Annotated in this window: 15 protein-coding genes; 9 read left to right on the top strand and 6 right to left on the bottom strand. The window is 38.4% G+C overall.

The genetic code is table 11. The features are described from left to right. Positions 1–11: 11 nt before the first annotated feature. The 5 genes from AC07YT_RS09585 to AC07YT_RS09565 all read right to left on the bottom strand — a co-directional run bounded on the left by AC07YT_RS09585 (position 12) and on the right by AC07YT_RS09565 (position 5,662). The gene (locus AC07YT_RS09585; protein WP_086548743.1) at positions 12–1,019 is read right to left on the bottom strand and encodes a hypothetical protein; all 1,008 of its coding nucleotides are present in this window, start codon (positions 1,017–1,019) and stop codon (positions 12–14) included. Continuing rightward, entirely contained in the window at positions 1,012–1,845 is an 834-nt protein-coding gene (locus AC07YT_RS09580; RefSeq protein ID WP_086548744.1) for a hypothetical protein, read from the bottom strand. The genes AC07YT_RS09585 and AC07YT_RS09580 overlap by 8 nt, the downstream gene beginning before the upstream one ends. 4 nt (positions 1,846–1,849) lie before the next feature. Next, the gene (locus tag AC07YT_RS09575) at positions 1,850–3,667 is read right to left on the bottom strand and encodes an ABC transporter ATP-binding protein (protein ID WP_086548745.1); all 1,818 of its coding nucleotides are present in this window, start codon (positions 3,665–3,667) and stop codon (positions 1,850–1,852) included. A 132-nt stretch (positions 3,668–3,799) separates the two neighbouring features. Beyond that, the gene (locus AC07YT_RS09570) at positions 3,800–4,786 is read right to left on the bottom strand and encodes a glycosyltransferase family 2 protein (protein WP_086548746.1); all 987 of its coding nucleotides are present in this window, start codon (positions 4,784–4,786) and stop codon (positions 3,800–3,802) included. Further along, on the bottom strand, positions 4,787–5,662 hold the full coding sequence (locus tag AC07YT_RS09565; protein WP_086548747.1) for a glycosyl transferase: 876 nt from the start codon (positions 5,660–5,662) through the stop codon (positions 4,787–4,789). Between the two features lie 56 nt (positions 5,663–5,718). Here AC07YT_RS09565 and meaB point away from each other — a divergent pair, with 56 nt between their 5' ends. After that, positions 5,719–6,612, top strand: coding sequence for a methylmalonyl Co-A mutase-associated GTPase MeaB (meaB, locus tag AC07YT_RS09560; RefSeq protein WP_086548748.1), 894 nt, complete (start codon positions 5,719–5,721; stop codon positions 6,610–6,612). 47 nt (positions 6,613–6,659) lie between these two features. Here the strand turns inward: meaB and AC07YT_RS09555 are convergent, their stop codons facing one another. After that, complete coding sequence (locus tag AC07YT_RS09555; protein WP_086548749.1) at positions 6,660–7,949, bottom strand: aminopeptidase P family protein; 1,290 nt, start codon at positions 7,947–7,949, stop codon at positions 6,660–6,662. Positions 7,950–8,120: 171 nt separating this feature from the next. Here AC07YT_RS09555 and AC07YT_RS09550 point away from each other — a divergent pair, with 171 nt between their 5' ends. The 8 genes from AC07YT_RS09550 to AC07YT_RS09515 all read left to right on the top strand — a co-directional run bounded on the left by AC07YT_RS09550 (position 8,121) and on the right by AC07YT_RS09515 (position 20,224). Continuing rightward, positions 8,121–9,464: an OmpA family protein gene (locus AC07YT_RS09550; protein ID WP_086548750.1), complete on the top strand. Its 1,344-nt coding sequence runs from the start codon at positions 8,121–8,123 to the stop codon at positions 9,462–9,464. Positions 9,465–9,558: 94 nt separating this feature from the next. Beyond that, complete coding sequence (locus AC07YT_RS09545; RefSeq protein ID WP_494945295.1) at positions 9,559–9,699, top strand: DUF6728 family protein; 141 nt, start codon at positions 9,559–9,561, stop codon at positions 9,697–9,699. Positions 9,700–9,709: 10 nt separating this feature from the next. Further along, positions 9,710–10,090, top strand: a complete 381-nt coding sequence (locus tag AC07YT_RS09540) for a RidA family protein (protein ID WP_086548751.1) — start codon at positions 9,710–9,712, stop codon at positions 10,088–10,090. 2 nt (positions 10,091–10,092) lie between these two features. Continuing rightward, positions 10,093–10,995 carry an EamA family transporter gene (locus AC07YT_RS09535; protein WP_086548752.1) on the top strand — a complete coding sequence of 301 codons (903 nt, stop codon included), beginning with the start codon at positions 10,093–10,095 and terminating at the stop codon, positions 10,993–10,995. 6 nt (positions 10,996–11,001) lie between these two features. Next, complete coding sequence (gene recG, locus AC07YT_RS09530; RefSeq protein WP_086548753.1) at positions 11,002–13,107, top strand: ATP-dependent DNA helicase RecG; 2,106 nt, start codon at positions 11,002–11,004, stop codon at positions 13,105–13,107. Positions 13,108–13,553: 446 nt separating this feature from the next. Next, positions 13,554–16,826 carry a SusC/RagA family TonB-linked outer membrane protein gene (locus AC07YT_RS09525; protein WP_494945294.1) on the top strand — a complete coding sequence of 1,091 codons (3,273 nt, stop codon included), beginning with the start codon at positions 13,554–13,556 and terminating at the stop codon, positions 16,824–16,826. A 35-nt stretch (positions 16,827–16,861) separates the two neighbouring features. Continuing rightward, positions 16,862–18,739: a RagB/SusD family nutrient uptake outer membrane protein gene (locus AC07YT_RS09520; RefSeq protein WP_086549483.1), complete on the top strand. Its 1,878-nt coding sequence runs from the start codon at positions 16,862–16,864 to the stop codon at positions 18,737–18,739. 162 nt (positions 18,740–18,901) lie between these two features. Continuing rightward, positions 18,902–20,224 carry an MFS transporter gene (locus tag AC07YT_RS09515; protein WP_086548755.1) on the top strand — a complete coding sequence of 441 codons (1,323 nt, stop codon included), beginning with the start codon at positions 18,902–18,904 and terminating at the stop codon, positions 20,222–20,224. The last annotated feature ends 1,080 nt before the right edge of the window (positions 20,225–21,304 follow it).

Here is a 21,304-nt window from a genome sequence, read left to right as displayed (position 1 = left end):
AGAAAAAAGATTTATGCATTTACAAAAACGACCTTAACTGCATCTTCAAATTTTTGCTCTTCCTGGTAAAGTGCATCGCGGTAAGAGGTGAAATTTTTAATCTCCTCCTCGTAATGATCTAAACAAGTATGAATCACTTCAACAATTGCACTAATATTATCGTCAGTTTTGTCAAAGCGATATTTGTCAAGGATTGGCATATCTTCATCAAATGCAGCCGATCCTTCTCTACCGATAATCATACAGCAGCGCATAATGCAGGCTTCTCTTGGCATTCGCTCCTTACCCGGATGGTAACCGAAATCTACGTAAAGCTTAGCTCTGTTCATTCTGTCGGCTACCTCTTCCGGTGTTAAGCCTTTTAGTGCTACCCAGTTTAGTGATGGCGTTTTTGCAATTATTTTTTGTAGATACTCGCCATTTTTTACAGGATTATAAATGATGATATTTTCTTTCTCAATCTGATTATTTACACGGTTGAAAAACTGATGATTCATGTAATCTGATATCTGGCCGATCGGTTTTATACCGGCTTTAGCCAGATGATCCATTGAGAAATAAGAATGGCCAATATTTGCAACGTCCATTTGCCTGATTTTTTCTAATGTTGCAAACTGAATGGGATTGTATAATTTCCTGATCCAGTAGGATGGTTTACGCTTAGTCCGTCTGATAACAGGCGCTAACATTTTGTAATAATTGGTTACGCTTAACCACCAGATTATTTTTTTGATTTTACTAAATTCCTTTTTAAATATAATTTCAGGAGAAGTTTCCGGTATAATTAAGAAGTTAGATGTTGAATTCTCCAACGCAGTTACGTAAGGAACATGATAGCTTTTATAAAATGGATGTACAGGGTCAATATTACTGTCTTTAATCGGAAAATAATACATCTTAGCATCCATACCCATGCTGATCAGCTGGTGTGCCAACTGGTGTAATGCTTCGGGCCCACCGGTTGCAAAATTTGGGGCACAGAAAATATAGATGGTAGAATCTTTCTTTATCTTAAGCATCCTGTTTAATATCTAATACATATAATTTTTTAGGCTTAAAAGCTTTGTAATATTGCCTAACTATGAACTTAATGGGTTGAAGGTTGCAAAACCATGCTGAAAACCAATTGCCGGAGATATAATAGCGGGTAATGGTGGTTGTCATAAAACGACTTCTAAATGCATGATTATATTTTTCAATAAATTCTTTTCTTAATCTATAAAAAGATGCATCTGGATTGCCATTGCTTTTATGAATAATATTAAAGTCGATTACATAGGCACTGAAACCTAGCACATCGGCAATTAGGCATAAATCAGGCCCGTAAAGATGAAATCCTGATAAATTGTGCGATAGTGCCAAATTCGCACTGTTTTTAACAACCATGAAGTTTTCATCAACGGTTCTTGTCCTTAATGGCAATCTTTTTTCTTTAATGATATGGCCTGATCCTTGCGTTAAATTAGTGGCAATCCATTTAAAGTTTACTCCTCCAGCATTGGCTAAAATAGCCCAGTTGGGATCATTCTTCTCGATCTCTGAAATCCTTTCCGATAAATGGTTCTGATCGTGATCGTGTATGATAATATCCTGATGGCACAAGATGATATATTTCCCCTTTGCCTGTTGAAGAAATTGATTTAACCCCTTAAAGGCTTCAAAATTACAGGATTCGGAATTATCAATAAACAAATATTCACAGCTTTTTTCATCAAATCCTTTGTTAAGAAATGAGTTTAACATTTCTTCGTATTCTGCTTTTCTGGTTACGAGTGTACATATAGAATACTCGTATGCATAAACGGGTGAAGAAATTGATCTGGCTAAATTTAAAACTGTACTCATAAATTTACTCTGTAAAAGCCTGCATATCAATTAAACGCTTGTATAAGCCATTTTTTGCCATTAATTCGCTATGGCTTCCGGTTTCTACCACACTGCCTTTATCAATCACAACAATTTTATCCGCATGTTGTATTGTACTTAAACGGTGCGCAATTACAATCGATGTGCGATTTTTCATTAAATTATTTAATGCATCCTGTACTAGTTTTTCTGATTCAGTATCCAGTGCAGATGTTGCCTCATCTAAAAGCATGATCGGCGGATTTGCCAATACTGCGCGCGCAATACAAACGCGTTGTTTCTGTCCGCCAGAAAGTTTATTCCCCCTATCGCCAACCAAAGATTGATAACCGTTCTCTGCATTCTCGATAAAATCGTGCGCATTGGCAATTTTTGCTGCTGCCACCACTTCTTCCATGCTTGCATCTGGTTTTGCAAAGGCAATATTGTTAAAAATAGTATCATTAAAAAGAAAAGACTCCTGGTTAACGGTTCCCATTTGCGCCCTGATACTCTCTACAGTAAGTTCTTTATAATCGTGGCCATCAATTTTAATTACCCCTGACTTTGGATCATGAAAACGCGGAAGCAGATCCATCAATGTGCTTTTTCCACCACCTGACGGACCAACCAGGGCAACAGTTTTTCCTTTTTCAATCTCGAAGGTTATCGAGTTAAGTATTTGTTTTTCGCCATAACTGAATGATACATCCTGAAGGCTGATTGCGCTGTTAAAACCATCGAGCACTTTGGCATCTGGCGCATTCACCAATAATGGTTTGGTATCCATTAAGTCCAAAACCCGTTCCCCTGCCGCAATACCCGAATGGATTCCGCTAAACGAATCGGTAAGTGCCTTTACTGGCTGCATTACCTGCGAGAAGGTAGCAATATAAACCAGGAATTTTGCAGGTGTAAGATCTCCCTGACCAGTTAAAATCATTGTTCCACCATAAAGCACAATAAAAACGACAACAAATACCCCTAATGTTTGTGATACGGGTGAGGCAAGCTGCTGCCTTCTTGCCATTTTTCTATTCAGGTAAGAATAGAACTTATTCTCCTGGTCAAACTTATCTTTAATCCTTGGTGTAGCATTAAAGGCTTTTATGATTTTAATGCCGCTTAAAGATTCATCTAAGAAACCTATCATTTTTGCGAAAGATTCATGAGATTCTTTAGCCTGGTGTTTTAAGCGTTTAACGATTTTACTAATGATAAAACCTGATACAGGGATAACCAGTAGAGAGAATAATGTAAGCTTAACCGAGATCGAAATGAGTACACCAACGTAGAATAATAATTGTAATGGCTCCTTAAAAATCACTTGTAAGGTGTTGGTAACGGTAAATTGCACCACCTGAACATCTGATGCAACTTTAGAAATGATATCTCCCTTACGTTCATTGTTAAAGAAACCAACATGCAAATTCATTACATTGTTGAAAACTGTTCTACGAAGATTAAGTAAAGTGTGCACCCTTAAATCTTCCATGAATCTCTGTGAGAGATAACGGAAAAGATTTGCTAATATCACGGTAACCACTATAACAATACATACCAATTTTAAGGTTTCAGTTTTACCGTACGCATCAATAGCGTGTTGTATATATTGGCTAAATTTGCCCATAAAATCGATTGATGAGCTAACTTTTGATAATGTAGTGGGTGCGTCTTTTATAAAAAGAGTTTCTAATAAAGGCCCTAGCAGGGTAAACAAGAAGGTGTTAAAAATTATGGCGAATAATGTTGCAATAATATAAGGTATGGCAAATTTTTCGATTGGCTTGGCAAATGATAATAAACGAAAATATGTTTTCATTTTGATATAAAATGGAATATGTAAAATGGAGAAATGTAATGAAACAGCTCCAAAAAAAATCTAATTAAAACTTGGCAAATGTACGGTTTTCAAATATACCTTGCCGGTTTTCAAAACCCAATGGGTTTAAAATTACAATCGGTTAATTTTTTTGGTGCTAATTGATTGATTGATAATGGTCATTATATCCGAAACGTTTAGGTTTGAATGATATTTCTGTTTCAGTGTATCAAGCCTTGTTCTACTGGCATTAATGTGGATCTGATGGGCTAAATAGTCTTTGTAGCTTTCCAGTACCCAGGTTTTGCCCGTAAGCAATTTTGGAATCAGTTCGGTAAAAACCTGTTGGAGTGGGTAAAGAACCTTTCTTAGCCCGTGTAGATGGATACCCTGGAGGATGTAACGGTTTCGATAATAAATCTTTTTAATAAAATTAGATTTAATCTGTGTTTTGGTGCTGCCACTTACATGGTGAAAACAAAACGATTGGTGTTCGTAATAACATTTCCAGCCCAATTGCCAGGCACGTAAGCTCAGATCGAAGTCTTCTGATGAGAAAGGAGAGTAGATTTCATCAAAACCACCTAGTTCTTTGAGCTTTTTTGCATCAACCAAAGCGTTGGCGCCAGATAGGTAGGCTGTATAAACATTTCCATCTGCTGAATTTTCGCTGTAATAGAATTTATTTGCTTTAATCCGGCAGCCACCATAGTATAAAAAACGGGCAGCATCCTCAATCCTGCTTTCGTCGAAACTCATGATGCGGGCCATCACGCCAAACGTATCAGGTTTGTTAAAATATTTCCACTGGTGCTCAAAATAATCTGGCGTAAGCTTTACATCAGAGTTTAAGAGTAAGATTAATTCGTGTTTGGCTTCCCGGATACCATGATTGCAGGTATAAGAAAAACCTCGGTTCTGATCATTGATCAGTAGTTTTACCTCCTTGTAATTTTCTTTGATAAAAGAGATGCTGTCGTCCTTTGAGCCATCATCTATAACAATAATTTCAAATTCTGTACCCGCATTTTGAGCCGCGGTAAAAACAGAAGGCAGGTATTGTTCGAGCAGATGCTTGCCGTTATAATTAGGGATGATGATCGAAACACTTTTCTGCATCTACTTTACAATTTTATAATTCCGGTATTCAAACAAGCGCATACCAGTTAAATCTTCAATTTTTTGCAAAACCCGCCTGCGAAAATTCATTTTTGGGGTTTCCTTGGTTAAATCTTTATCAAATTTCCAGTTTGCAGCCTCAATTCTTGCCTGCATTACTTTTGGGTGAGTGCCTTTAAAATGAACCAAACGATCGGCATTGTGCATATCATAAGTTTCCTGCACGGGATAATTCTCTTCAATCCATTCTTCTGTTTGATAAAACTGATTAAAGTTTCGCACTTTACCTTGTAATCCTTTTGGTGGTTTAACCCAGCCATAATGATAAATGTAGGCATCGATTAACTTAACCTTAAGTTTTCTGTCGTTAATTCTGAAGCCCTGTGCATCACGGTAAGATTTTACACCGGGTAAATTTTTTATCACCCGAACTTCTCTTCTATACCAGCGTCTGGATTCAGCCAGATAGTCATAAGAAGCATAAAAATGTTTATATTTTAAAAGTAAGGCCTCAACATTATTGTTGTGAAGCTCTAGCTCCATTTCTTTTTTAATCAGGGAAAGATAATCTTCATGTATGGCCTCATCCCCTTGAATATAGATCATCCAATCGGTATCCTTACTGATTTCTGCTAAAGCCTTATTGGTTTCGTCGGCAAAAACCCGGCCGCCCTCTCTGATGCTGTCATCCCAAACGGTATCAATAGTCCTGATTTTAGGATCGATGCTTTTAACCATTTCAGAAGTTTCGTCTGAAGAGTTCCCCAGGGCAACAATAAAATCATCACATAAAGGTAATATGGAAAGTATGGCTTCTTTTGCCGGATAATCGTTTACAATTGCATTTCTTAAAAAGGTAAAACCGGTAACTTTCATTATAGGTGCTTTGTAGCTGATAATTTTTGTTTATTTGTACAAAGATAGTTTTATTGATGAATACGCATCTATCCATTTTAAGAGAAGTAAAGGCTGGAAATTACAGGGTTTTGGCAAGGACATTAACCCTTGTCGAAAATAACATTACACCGGCTGATGCGATTTTAAGAGATTTAGATAGTTGGGCTAATGTTCCGGTTTTAGGTATTACAGGGCCTCCAGGTGCAGGTAAAAGTACCCTGGTAAATGCAGTAACCAGCCATTTTGTGGCGAAAGGAATGCACATTGCTATATTGGCCATAGATCCTACCTCTCCATTTAATTTTGGGGCATTGTTAGGCGACCGTATTCGTATGGCTGGGCAATTTAATAATCCAAATGTTTTTATTCGCTCGCTGGCTACGCGTGGCGCTTTAGGGGGTATTTCGGCAAAAACTATCGAAATGGTTGATGTTTTAAAAGCAGCTAATTTTGACCTGATTATTGTAGAAACTGTTGGCGTAGGACAATCGGAAGTCGAAATTGCCGGACTGGCTGATAAAACTGTTGTTGTTTTGGTGCCCGAATCTGGCGATGAGGTACAGAATATCAAATCTGGTTTGATGGAGATTGCCGATTGTTTTGTGATAAATAAGGCTGACAGGGAAGGCGCAGCTATTTTTGCCAATAATTTAAAGAAAATCGTACACCAGGGTATGAAGACTATCCCAATATTAAAAACAGTGGCCGATAAAAATACCGGTATTGATGAACTATGTGCATGGATAATCAAACCCCTGACTTCTGATCATAACCGAAGGGCTTTTCTGTTTGCAGAGAAAGCCTGGAGACTCATTCAACATGAGAAAATGAGGGGTATAGATAAAAAAAGGCTGCTAGAAAAAGTTCAGGCAGCCTTGAAAGAAGATGATTTTAATATTTATCGTTTTGCTGATGAATTTAAAGGTTAATCGATTAGTTATTATCAATTAACTGTAAACTACCAACTGAGAATTGATTAACTGTTCATGATATCCTCAATTTCTTCAGCTTCTAGTGGGATATCGGCCATTAAATCTATATTTCCATTTCCGGTGATCAGAATATTATTTTCTAAACGGATACCCAAACCTTCCTCCGGAATATAAATGCCTGGTTCAACTGTAAGGATGTTGCCATTAGCAAATGGCGTATATCTTCCAGCAAAGTCATGTACATCGATGCCTAGGTGATGCGAATTGCCGTGCATAAAATATTTTTTATAAGCTGGCCAGGCTGCGGTTTGATTCTTCACGTCTGCTGTAGAAATAAGTCCAAGATTAACCAGTTGCTCCGTCATAATTTCACCAACCTGCTCGTGGTAAGTATTCCATATGGTCCCTTCGCCAATTAATTTAATCGACTCCTTCATCACGTGCAATACGGCATTGTAAACATCCTTTTGTCTTTGCGTAAAACGGCCATTAACAGGGATAGAACGACTCATATCTGCATTGTAATTGGCATATTCAGCGCCAAAATCGAAAAGTATCACGTCGCCATCTTTACATTCCTGATTATTATCGTTGTAATGAAGGATATTAGCATTGTGGCCAGAAGCAATAATAGGGGTATAGGCATGGCCTGTTCCACCCTGGCGGATAAACTCGTGTATAATCTCCGCTTCAATTTCATATTCTTTAACACCGGGCTTTGTAAATTTTAATACCCTGATAAAAGCATCACGGGTTATTGCCGAAGCCTTTTTTGTTAATTCGATTTCAACATCTGATTTAACTGCGCGTAAATTTCGCATGATAGGTGCCGAACGTTCATAATGATGTAAGGGGTACTTTGCCCTCATTTTCTCAATGAAACGAATGTCACGATAAGGAACTTCGTGAGCATACCGGTCATTTTCATTCGTATTTAAATAAATATGTTCAGCATAGTTTACAATACTATGGAGTATGTTGTCAAAATCTTCTAACCAGTATACCGCTTGAATACCTGATGCCGCTTTTGCTTGCTCTTTGGTATACTTGTATCCTTCCCAAACTTTAATGTAATCGTTAGTCTGTCTTAAAAACAGGACTTCTCTGTACAATGGATTAGGACAATCGGGGAATAATAGCAAAATTGTTTGTTCCTGATCAATTCCGGATAAATAAAATAAATCAGGATTTTGCTTAAAAATAAAGTTCTGATCGCCACTTCTAGGGAATTCATCACTTGAATTGAATATAGCTAATGAGTTGTTTTTTAGGTGTTTAGTGAAATTATTTCGATTTAAAATAAATAATGACTGATTGATGGTAGGATATTTCATGAAAATGGTATTTTTATATGGGTAATGGCCAAATGTAATAAAATGATTAATTACTGTGAAGTTTGGAACGGAGTTTGTATAAAAGTTTGAAAATTTAAAATTTTGTTTAATTTTGCGATTACTAAAAAATTAATCAATTAAATTGTTTAACCCTTAAAAAAGAAAAAGATTATGAATTATTCTACTTTAAAGAAAAGTGTTGCACTTTCTTTAGTGGCATTAACAGGAGTAGCTTCTCTTGCTGTCGCTCAAGATGCACCTGCAACAACTTCTGCTACCAAGGTATTTGGTGGTAGAGGACAGTACAGAACTTGGTCTATCGGTGTACATGGTGGTGTTTTAATGCCAGTTGTTGCTATCGGTGGTTCAAATGACTTTAACAGATGGGATGCTAACTTAGGCTACGGCTTAAACATCCGTAAACAATTAGGTCACTCTTTCGGTTTAGAATTAAACGGAACACGTGGTAAACTTTCAGGTACTAATGAAGGAATCACTTCAGCTGTAAAAGATTTCGAAACTGAATTGCAATATGCAGTAGATTTACGTGGTGTTGTAAATGTAGGTTCAATCGATTTCTTACGTCGTGAGAATTCAGTAGGTTTCTTCTTAACAGCTGGTGCTGGTATGTTAGCTTATGCTCCAAAAATCACTACCGCATCTGGTGGAGTTATTGACTGGAAAGGTAAAGCTATTGGTCCTATTGATGACAGACATGACGCTAAAGATTACGTAAAAGGTTTCTATATTCCAGTTGGTGCTGGTGTTAAATTCAAAGTTTCTGAGCGTGTTAACTTTAACTTAGGTTACACCATGAACTTTGTTGACGCTGATAACGTTGATGGAGTTTATGCAAAAGGCGAAAGTAAAGATAAATTCTCTTACGGTTATGCTGGTTTAGAATTCTCTTTAGGTTCTTCTGCTAAACCAAGTTTAGAGTGGACTAACCCATTAGCTACTATGTACGATGAGTTAAAAGATCCAACTTTACGTCAAGAAGTTGAAGCATTGAAAAACCGTGTTTCTGCTGTTGAAAAATCTGTTGAAGATTTGAAAAAAGATACTGACGGTGACGGTGTTGCTGATCAATTCGATAAATGCCCAGGAACTCCTGCTGGTACTGCTGTTGATGGTTCAGGTTGTCCTCTTCCAAAACCAGCTCCAGTTGATTCAGTTGCTTCTAATGTAACTGGTTTCGAAAAAATTGGTTTTGATTTCAACTCTTCAGTTTTAAAAACTGAGTCTTACCCTACTTTAGATAAATTATCTTCAGTGTTACGTGAAAACGGTGGTAAAGTAACTGTAAACGGTTACGCTTCAAGCGAAGGTACTGCTGCATATAACTTGAAATTATCTAAAGACAGAGCTAACTCTGTTAAAACTTACTTAGTAAACTCTGGCGTTAACGCTAGTCAAGTTGCTACTAAAGGTAATGGTGAAGCTAATCCAATTGCTTCTAACGATACTGAAGAAGGTCGTATCCAAAACCGTCGTGTTGAAACTGCTAGAAACTAGTATTTCAATATAAGATTTAGAAAAGTCCCGATGAAAATCGGGACTTTTTTTATGCCTTTTAATTTTCTGTGTTAAGCTTTTTAGCTAAGTTTGCATGATGTACTTCTTTAGAAAAAAGGATCCTAAAAGGCCAAATAATATCAATCTGAGAATCATGCATTTTATTAATGCATTGGCTATCTTAATTTTTCTTGCAGGTATCATCTATAAGCTTATTCAGTGGCTTGCCAAATAACCCAAATTGTATGAAACAAATTATTAAAACAACGAATGCTCCAGCTCCAATTGGACCATATAGCCAGGCTGTACAAGCTGGAAACTTTTTATTCGTATCAGGCCAGGTGGCCATTAATCCCGAAAGTGGAGAACTAAACATTGGTAATATTGAAGAAGAAACACATCAGGTCATGCGTAACCTTAAAGCCGTTTTGCTTGAGGCGGGCCTAACTTTCGATAACGTAGTAAAGTCTACCATCTTCTTAAGCGATATGGGTACCTTTGCGCAGGTAAACGAAGTTTACGGACAATACTTTACAGCTGATTTTCCAGCCCGCGAAACGGTTCAGGTTTCGGTATTGCCTAAAAATGTTAATGTAGAAATCTCTGTAATTGCCATTGTAGGCTAATTTTGACGGAAAGCAAAAGCAAATATTTTATAGCGGGCATTGTTCCTTACATAATCTGGGGAACAATGTCTGTGCCTTTGCGTAACATAAAAGGTTTTCCGCCACACGAAATTTTATACTACAGGATATTTATTTCCATTATCGTGGTTTGGGCTACCATTCTTTTATTCAGAAGGAAAGCCTTACAAAATGATTTGAATTTATTAAAATCATTAAACACCCGCCAGAAAACCAGACTATTGCTGCTTACCATCGTGTCATCATTTCTGATAACCGGAAACTGGTTCACCTACATTTATGCGGTAAATAGTGTGAGTTTAAAGGCCGCAGCCTTTGCCTATATGGTGTGCCCGCTATTAACTGCGCTCTGTGGATTTATCATTCTAAAAGAACAATTAACCAAGGCTAAAATTATTGCCCTGATTATTGCATTTATAAGCATCATCCTATTGGCAACAGGCTCTTTACACGAAGTCATGTGGGCCATTATCATCGCCTCTTTTTATGCGCTATATGTTATTGTGCTAAAAGTGATTAAAGATGTAGATAAGTTTAACTTTTTAGGCGTTCAGTTAATTTTATCAGGGTTAATGATGCTGCCTTTGTATTTTTTAAACGCTGCACCTTTTCCTACTGAAACCTTCTTTTGGGCACATATATTTTTGATTGCCATTGTGTTTACCATTATTCCGCTCTTCTTAAATTCCTATGCCCTGTTGGGCATGCCTTCGTCTGCCCTGGGTATTTTAATCTATCTCAATCCTATAGTTGCTTTTACAGTAGCATTTTTTTACTTTAAGGAAAAAATAGATCTGCACCAACTTTTCGCCTATTTGCTTTTGCTGTTATCGATCGTTATTTTTAATGCGGCTTTGCTAAAGAGTGTTGTTTACAAGAAACAGTAAAATATTTTGTTTAATTCGGTATTAGATACACCTGTTGAGTTTTTGAAAGGCGTTGGGCCAAGTCGTGCCGATGTTTTAAAAAAGGATCTCGGCCTGTTCACTTATCAGGATATGCTGGCACATTATCCGTTCAGGTATATCGACCGTACAAAATATTTCAAGATTAACCAGATCAATCCTGATTCGCAGTATATTCAGATTATCGGGCGGGTAATCAGTAAAAAAGTAATCGGCGATAAAAGAGCAAAGCGCATTATTGCTGTTTTTAAAGATGAGACCGGAATCATGGAACTGGTTTGGTTCCAGAGTTTAAAATGGGTTGATGATAATATCACCGTTGGCACTGCTTATGTAGCTTTTGGTAAACCTAGCATCTTTAACGGAACATTCAGCATCTCACATCCTGAAATGGAGCTGTATCAGCGCAAACAGGTGGGAAGAGGTAATTTAACCTTGCAGCCGGTTTATAACTCAACAGAGAAGCTTAAAAAGTTTAATCTCGATTCAAAAGGCTTACAACGTTTAATCGCCGGCCTGTTGGATCAGATTATTCCTCAGGTTCCAGAAAATTTACCTCCATACATTATTGATAAGTATCAGCTGCCAGATAAAAGACTGGCCTTGCTGAATATTCATTTTCCTAAAAATCAGCAGGATTTAAGCGCTGCGGAAAGACGCCTTAAATTTGAGGAATTGTTCTTCATCCAATTGCAGCTTTTACACAATAAACATTTGCGCCAGTTAAAGTTTAAAGGCGTAACTTTTGAAAAAGTTGGCGAAAAAGTAAACCGTTTTTATAACGAGTTTTTGCCCTTTGAATTAACGAATGCCCAAAAACGGGTAGTTAAGGAAATCAGAATTGATACCCAACGGGGCGTACAAATGAACCGGCTTGTTCAAGGCGACGTAGGGAGTGGTAAAACTGCTGTTGCACTAATGAGTATGCTTTTGGCAAATGACAACGGCTATCAGGCTTGTATGATGGCGCCTACGGAGATTTTAGCCCGTCAGCACTATGCATCTATCACATCGCTGGTAACTGACGACCTGGTGCGTGTTGCCATCCTTACAGGAAACACTAAAAAGAAGGAGCGCACGATTTTGCATGAGCAATTGGAGAGTGGGGAAATCGATATTCTGATCGGAACACATGCCCTGATTGAGGATAAGGTTCAGTTTAGGAATCTGGGGCTGGTTGTAATTGATGAACAACACCGTTTTGGTGTGGAGCAACGCGCTAAACTTTGGCGGAAAAATATCATTCCACCACATATTCTCGTGATGACCGCTACACCCATTCCGCGCACTTTGGCCATGACCTTATATGGTGATCTTGATGTTTCGATCATCGACGAATTACCTGCGGGTAGAAAACCCATAGAAACCAAACACCTTTTTGAAGGCCAACGTCTCAGGATGTTTGGTTTTATGAAGCAGGAAATTGCCAAAGGCAGGCAGGTTTATATTGTTTATCCTTTAATTAAAGAAAGCGAGAAATTAGATCTTTTACATCTCGAAGCGGGCATTGAGCAGCTGAGTTATCAGTTTCCTAGACCGGATTACCAAATGAGTATTGTTCATGGACAAATGCCCAATGCGGATAAACAGTTCGAAATGCAGCAGTTTATTGATGGTAAAAGCCAGATTATGGTGGCTACAACCGTAATAGAGGTGGGCGTAAATGTGCCTAATGCTTCGGTTATGGTCATCGAAAATGCCGAAAGGTTTGGGCTTTCACAGCTCCATCAGTTGCGCGGTAGAGTAGGCCGTGGGGCAGAACAGTCTTTCTGTATATTAATGAGTGGGAATAAACTGAGTAAAGAGGGCAAGATCCGCTTAGAAACAATGGTAAGGACCAACAATGGTTTCGAAATATCAGAAATAGATTTACAGCTCCGTGGTCCTGGCGATATTACCGGAACACAACAAAGCGGTGTTTTAGATCTGAAGCTTGCCGACCTGGCCAAAGACCAGATTATTTTATCTGAAGCACGGAACACCGTAATTGCTCTTTTTGAAGACGATCCGCAACTGGCAAAACCCGAAAACGCAATCTTAAAAGCCTACCTGCAAAAGTTAGAAAGAGGTATTTCTTTCGACAAGATCAGTTAACGCGCCAAATCCACAAATTTTCTCCTTATTTGCAATAACATTTAGTAGTGTATTATTTGTACTACTTTGCGTAGTTGTGTAATTGTTTTTTTACGATTCAGCCCCTTATAATTATTATTCTACCCCCTTTTTTAATTTTCTAATATTCCTATCTTGCGTGTAACCAAATATGAAATGTTGAGCCGGCAAGTCCAAAACTGGGTATGTCGTACACAGTGATTTTCATTCCCTGAAAATTGTTTTTAAGTAGTTATGAGGGATTTCATATGGTTAATGATGATTTGTTGATATAATCGGAAAGGGCCTTAATTTTTTGATGTTAATGTGGTGTAAATGATTATATCAATAAGTCATGTTTAAATGATTTGTTTAAAGACAATTCAATATTACTGAAGTGTATTAAATTATCATACAACTATTATCTAACCAAAATAAATTGAAAAACTATGAAAAAAAATCTATTGAGGACTTTTGCCAGAAGTAGCATGTTTCTTGTTTGCGGTGGTTGTCTCGTTTTTTCTCCACCTTTCAGCATGTCTGCCAAAGCATCATTGCATGAAAAAGAACCTTTTGATTTTTACAGACCCCCACTTCAGGACATTATTGTGAAAGGACAGGTTACTGACGCCAAGGGTCCTATTCCGGGCGTGAGTGTGAAGTTAAAAGGAGGGGCTGCAACGACAGTAACAGATGGTTCAGGTAAATTTAGTATCAAGGTACCTGAAGATGCAACCCTGGTATTTACCTATGTAGGCTACGTTGATCAGGAGATTCAGGTAAAAAACCAAACCAGCATTAACGTACGTTTGGTAGAAAACAACCAAAACCTTACTGAAGTAGTTGTAGTAGGTTACGGAACGCAAAAGAAAGCGGTTGTATCTGGTGCGGTTGCCGCGGTTAAAGGCTCGGAGCTGGCCAAATCTTCTTCTGTGAACTTAACCAATTCGTTAGCCGGCCGTTTACCAGGCGTAACTGCATTACAGGGAAGTGGTGAGCCTGGTTACGATGGTTCTACCATCCGGATCAGGGGTATAAACTCACTCGGGAATAACAATGCTTTAATCGTAATTGATGGAATTCCTAACCGGGCCGGTGGAATTGAAAGGTTAAACCCGAACGATATCGAAAGTGTATCCGTTTTAAAAGATGCTTCTGCAGCCATTTACGGTTCGCAAGCTGCAAATGGGGTAATCCTGATTACCACCAAATTAGGTAAATCGGGCAAACCACAATTTTCTTACGATTTTAGTTATGGTTTGCAACAACCAACACGTATACCAAAAATGGCCAATTCGACTCAATATGCTGAGATTTTAAATGAACTGAATATTTTCGGCTCTGATCTTAATCCGAATGAATGGTCAGCAGCGTGGAACAGTTTCAAAACAACAGGTACTTATTTATCTACTGGCGGTAAAACGATTAATGCCGCTTACAAACCAGACGAAATCAGGAAATTTGGTGATGGCTCAGATCCGCTAAGGTATCCCAATACTGATTGGTTTAAAACTACTTTCCAAAATTGGTCTCCTCAGCAAAGACACAACGTTCAGATTAATGGAGGGAGTGAAAATGTTAAATATTTGCTTTCATTAGGCTATCTAAATCAGGATGGCTATTATAAAAATTCTGCCACAGGTTATCAGCAGTATGATATGCGTTTTAACCTGGAAGCAAAATTAAGCAAGTATATTACTACAACATTGGGAGTAAGTGCAAGAGAGGAAGACCGTAATTTTCCAACTGTTTCAGCGGGTGATATCTTTAGATTCTTAATGCGGGGGAGACCTAACGAGATAGCCATATGGCCTAACGGGTTGCCTGGTAGGGATATTGAATATGGTTATAATCCGGTGGTTTCTACTACAGATTTAACAGGAACTAATAAGGATGTTAGAGATTACTTTCAAACTACAGGTAAAGCAGAAATTAAAATTCCTGGTGTTGATGGATTAAAGGTAACCGGTACAGCTGCAATAGACAAATATTCTGGCAGACAAAAAAACTGGCAATTGCCCTGGACACTTTACGATTGGGACAAGAAAACGTTTGCAGCCGATGGTGTAACACCTGTGCTTGCAGGTACGGTACGTTCTCAATATACCGATCCAAGGCTTAGGGAAACTGCAGGTGGACAATTAGCCATAAACTTAACCGGAATGGTTAACTATGATAAGAAGATTAGCGACCATACTATTGGCTTAATGGCCGGCGTAACACGCGAAACAGTTAACAACGACGGTTTTACTGCGTTTAGAAGATACTTTATATCTTCATCTGTTCAAGAGTTGCTTGCAGGTGATGAAAGGGAGCAATCATTAGGCAATAATCCTGGTGACCCGAATAATCTATTTAAAAGAGCAAGGTTAAGCTATTTTGGAAGGGTGGGCTATAACTATAAAGAAAAATACCTTGCTGAATTTTTGTGGCGGGTAGATGGATCTTATATCTTTCCAACAGATAGACGTTTCGGTTTCTTCCCAGGGGTATCAGTAGGTTGGCGTTTATCTGAAGAGCCGTTTTTCAAAGACAATGTTAAATTCGTCAACAATTTGAAATTAAGGGCCTCATGGGGGCAAATGGGGGCTGAAGCCTATTTTGGCGATGCCCTGCAGGAATATCAATACCTCAGTTTGATGAACTTTGGTACCTATACCTTTAATGATCTGGTAACTAAAACCTTAACTGAAGGTAAGGTGCCCAATTTTGATTTTGGATGGGAAGTGGCAAATAATACAAATATTGGTTTAGATGCATCATTTTTAAATAATAAATTGTCGTTAGAGTTCGATTACTTCTATAATAAGCGTACAAACATTCTGATCAGCAGAGGTAGTTCGGTGCCTGAAAGTTCGGGCATTACCGATCGTTTACCTCCTGTTAACTTAGGAAAGGTAAACAACAAAGGTTTCGAATTTAAATTAAGCTACAATGACCAGGTTGGTGATTTAAATTTTGGCGTGAGTGTAAATGGTGGCTATGCTAAAAACAAGATCGTTTTTTGGGATGAAACCCCTGGTGCCCCAGAATGGCAGCGTTCTACTGGCAGGGTAACCAGTTCGTGGTTGGTGTACGATTATGATGGTGTTTTTAAAGATCAGGCAGAAGCTGATGCCAATAAACAAAAGTATAGTGCATTAACGAGTAATCTTCGCGCAGGCGACATGAAATTTAAGGACAGGAATGAGGATGGTAAAATTAATGCAGATGATAAGATCCGTTTGGATAAAAATGGAACTCCAACTTTTACGGGCGGTGTAAATTTTAATGTTCAGTACAAAGGATTTGACTTATCAGTGCTTATTCAAGGAGCAACGGGTGGAATGCAGATTGTTGGTTTAACAGAATCGGGAGATATTGGTAACTTCCTGGAGTGGTCGTACCTGAACCGCTGGAGCATTGATAATCCAAGTTCGGTAAACCCGCGCTTATCAAATAGGGGTGCTACCTATTATACCGATAGCAATAATGCCTTAAACAATACCTATTGGTTAAGGAGCAATAACTACATCAGACTTAAGAATGTAGAGCTAGGATATACATTGCCAACCACCTGGGTTGAAAAAGTTGGATTAAATAGTGTAAGGGTATATGCAAATGGCCTCAATTTGGCTACGCTTGATAAAATCAAGATATGGGATCCCGAATCTACCAATACAAGTGGACAATACTATCCACAAGCTAGGGTAATTAATATGGGTATTAAAGCCACTTTTTAACAATGTATAGCTGTTTATCAATTACAAAGAAGAATATGAAAACAATAATTCAAAATAGAAATTTATATCTATTGGTTCTTATTACCTTTTTTGCATTTGCGTGTAAAAAGGATTTTTTGAACGTAGAATCACCTGGCCAGGTGCCTGCCGAGTCGGTATGGAAAGATCCTGCAACTGCGCAGGCATTTGTGAACGATATCTATAACGGACTGGGTAACGGCGGCTTTTCTGAACAGATGTTAGCATCAGTTTCTGACGAAGCCTTGTTTACACACCCTACCCGTGGTATCGATCTGGTTAATAGTGCTACCATTAACCCATCTACATTGGGATGGGTGGATGATACATGGGCTTATAAACAAATGTATAACCGCATCCGGGCCTGCAACATTACCATCGAGAAAATTACCGGTGGAGATAATGCACTAACCAGCCAAACATTAAAAGACCAGCTGGCGGGCGAAGCATATTTTTTACGTGCTTATTTTTATCAGCAGTTATTACGCTTTTATGGAGCAGTACCTATTATTACAAAAACTTACGTACTCAACGATAATTATAATGTAAAGCGTAATACCTATGAAGAATGTGTAAACTTCATTATTAAAGATTGCGATGAGGCGAATAAACTTTTAACAGGCAAAACGATGGAAAAAGGGCGTACCACTGCTACCGCTGCTTTGGCACTTAAATCAAGGGTATTGATTTATGCGGCGAGCGATTTGCATGACAGGGCAAAGCTTACAAATAAAGTTAGTGGAATTGCCGCTCAAAAATTAGATTTCTTAAGTTATGCAAGTGGGGATCAAGCCGATCGTTATAAATTGGCTCAAACGGCTGCAAAAGCAGTAATGGATGCCACAAAAGGCTATTTGTTAGATTTATCTGCGCCAGTATCGGTAACGGAAGGAAGCAGGAATTATAAAAGTATAGCGATGGGTGGTGCCAGTAAAGCGCCCAATATAGATGCTGCGGCAGCTGCCGAATTAATTTTTGCACGTTATTTCATCGTTCAGAATAATATTAAGCATGCGCAACAAAATGGCCCTAACGGTTACCATAACTGGGCAGGTAATACACCAATTGGCTTATTGGTTGATGATTATGAAATGAAAGACGGTTCTAAATTTAGTTGGACAAACCCAGCACAAAAAGCTGAGCCTTATCAAAATAGAGATCCACGCTTTTACGCTACTGTTTTATATGATGGTGCCGGTTGGAAACCCCGTGATAAAGCTTCTGGCAATGTAGATCCAGCCAGTCAAATCCAGACAGGGGTATATGATCTGTTGGATGACAAAAACAATAAGTTCGATTTTAAAGGTCTGGATACCAGAGCAAGTTCTATCGAAAACTGGAACGGTAGCTGGACAGGTTATTACTATCATAAATTTATTGATCCGGATCCAACTATTGTTGATGCCTCTATGTCGCAAAATGTGCCCTGGCCTTTCTTTAGGTATACAGAAGCGGTATTCAATTACATCGAAGCCAGTATTGAGCTTGGCGAATTGGGTAATGCGACCAATTGGTTAAATAAAATCCGTTTCAGAGCAGGTATGCCAGCGGTTACGGCAACAGACCAGGCCGGACTTCGGGAGGTTTATCGTCACGAGCGCCGCATCGAAATGGCCTATGAGGAACAACGTTATCACGATACACGCAGGTGGTTAATTGCCGGCGAAACATTAGGTAGAAAAGTTACCTATATTAAAGTTACCGGTAAATTTAAGCCGGGTAAAACCATGTCTGCGCCTTACCATTATGACCCTACTGTATACGATTATACTTATAGTCCGGTTGTAGAAAATGCACAGGAAAACAGAAGCTGGGACAATAAACTTTATTTCAGGCCATTTAGCCGTGATGAAGTAAACAAGAATAATTTGCTCGAGCAAAACCCGGGATACTAAAAAATGCACTTGATTACCCGATGGATATGTACAATCATATTCATCGGGTTTTTTATGCAATAACATATTTTTACTTTTTAATAGAGAAATAAGCAATCTAAAACCTTTGTCTATTCCTGTATTTAATTTTCAAAGCTTAGTTTTGCATATAATTTTTTTCCTGTGGCAGATTCAGACCCCAATTCGGTTATTTCAAAACCAGATCCTTACGCCGCATTGCGCTTTAGGGAGTTCCGCTCTTACCTAGGCATGCGTTTTTTCTTCACTTTTGCCTATCAAATGCAGGCGGTAGTGCTTGGAATTTATATTTATCATGTAACCAAAGATCCATTGGCTTTAGGATTTGTAGGCCTGTGCGAGGCTATTCCTGCAATAGGAATTGCGTTGTATGGAGGTTATGTTGCAGATAAGAGTGAAAAAAGAGGTTTATTACTCAAAATATTTGGAGGCGTATTTCTTTGTACCCTCATTATGCTGCTGGTAACATTGCCGCAGTTCAACCTTCGGCAGATCGATATCATTTTTACCCTGTTTAATTTTAAGGTTAATCTGATCGCATTGATTATGTATGTACTCGTGTTTGGAATGGGTATATCAAGAGGGTTTTTCGGGCCAGCCACATTCTCTTTAATGGCTCAGATCTTGCCAAAAAACCTTTACCCAAATGCAAGTACCTGGAGCAGTTCGAGCTGGCAGATGGCCTCTATTTTAGGGCCGGCAATAGGTGGGATGACTTACGGTTTCTTCGGTATTACCGTAACATATATTGTAATTATTTCTTTTGTATTTATAGCCCTCATTTGTATTTTCTTTTTAAAAGTTCATCCTCCACAGTTTGTGCCTAAAGAAAATATTAAAGAGAGTTTGCTTAAAGGAATAAATTTTGTGTTTAAAACCAAAATGATGGTTTGGGCGATGAGTCTAGATTTGTTTTCTGTATTTTTTGGCGGTGCGGTAGCCATATTACCCGTGTTTGCCAATGATATACTAAAAGTTGGACCCGAAGGTTTAGGCTTCATGCGGGCCGCTGTTTCTGCAGGATCTGTTTTTACCATGCTTGCGATGACTCGATTTTCTCCAATGAACAAACCTTGGCGAAATTTATTGATTGCGGTAACTGGTTTTGGCTTAAGCATCATCTGCTGGAGTTTATCTAAAAATTTCTATTTAACACTCTTCTTCCTCTTTTTAGAAGGCTCTTTTGATAGTGTAAGTGTAATCATCAGATCAACCATTATGCAATTGCTAACACCAGATGAAATGCGTGGGCGTGTATCGGCTGTAAACAGTATGTTTATTGGATCGTCAAATGAAATTGGCGCTTTTGAGTCGGGCCTTACCGCAAAGTTAATGCGTACCATCCCATCGGTGGTATTTGGAGGAAGCATGACATTGGTCATTGCTGGCATCACCTGGTTAAAAACGAAATCTTTAACGAAATTAAGTTTGCAGGATATTAATGAGCAGACCAGTAAAGCGGTTTAATCGTTTCGTCATGCTAACCTGTAGTGCAGCGGAAAGCTACGGAGTAAATTTAGTTGAGCCTCTATCATGCTGTAAATAAGCTTTGGTATTAAAGTTTTTTGACAACCAGTAAACGCTGTTTTAGTAAAAGATTTGGGCATGCCCCAAGCTGCGCAAGGGTCGGGCTATCCGTTACAATCTTTTTTGAAGAAAAATCAAAAAAGTATTTCCACTGCTATCCCTCATGCAAAACCCATAGTAGTTAAAAAATGTCACTTATACGTTTTACCCTAGTCATCTAAACCTGATGGCACGGATGCCGATAAAAGATTATTATTCTTTTCATTAACATTTATCGGCAGGAGGAACAGCGGGGCGGAACCTAACCGAAGGACCATTGGTCTTGCTTTCCAAAAAATAGACTTATTCTACTAACAGTATTATTTTTTAAGGAGAAAATTGAAATGGTCCGTGAGGACACGGACCATGGCGATAAGTTTATATAGTTTAGGGTCGTTAATCTAAAAAATGCAAATGTTATAATCTTCTTTATGAACAGAAAAGCAATGGTGTGCAAGGTTTTTCGGTAGCCCTGCCTTTCCTTCAATCTTTTTGTTAATGGTTTGACGTACCTGTTGATTAGCTGTAACAAAAAGGATTTTCGTACAGTCAGGTTTAGTTAATTTAGCCGCTGCTGTTGTTAATAGTTAAAGAGCATTGTGCTCAAAATCAATTCCTTTGCCATCTAAACCCGATGGCACGGATGCCGATAAAAGATTATTATTCTTTTCATTAACATTTATCGGCAGGAGGAACAGCGGGACGGAACCAAACCGAAGAACTATTGGTCTTGCTTTCCAAAAAAATAGACTTATTCTACTAACAGTATTATTTTTTAAGGAGAAAATTGAAATAGTCCATGAGGACACGGATCATGGCGATAGAGTTGCCTGATTCTAAAAAAACTATCAAGTGTCGACACAAATATTTATTATTTTCCGCTCTCTGCCGCGGGGCATGGTACTTTGGAGCGCCAAAGTACCCAAAGCGCTTTGTCAATCCGGCAAGGTGGCTTCTCACTGCCCTAGGCTCATCAAAAAA

The organism is Pedobacter sp. GW460-11-11-14-TSB4, from assembly GCF_059423705.1.
The sequence above is the reverse complement of the archived record's forward strand: the minus strand, read 5'-3'. Positions and strand labels throughout refer to the sequence as shown.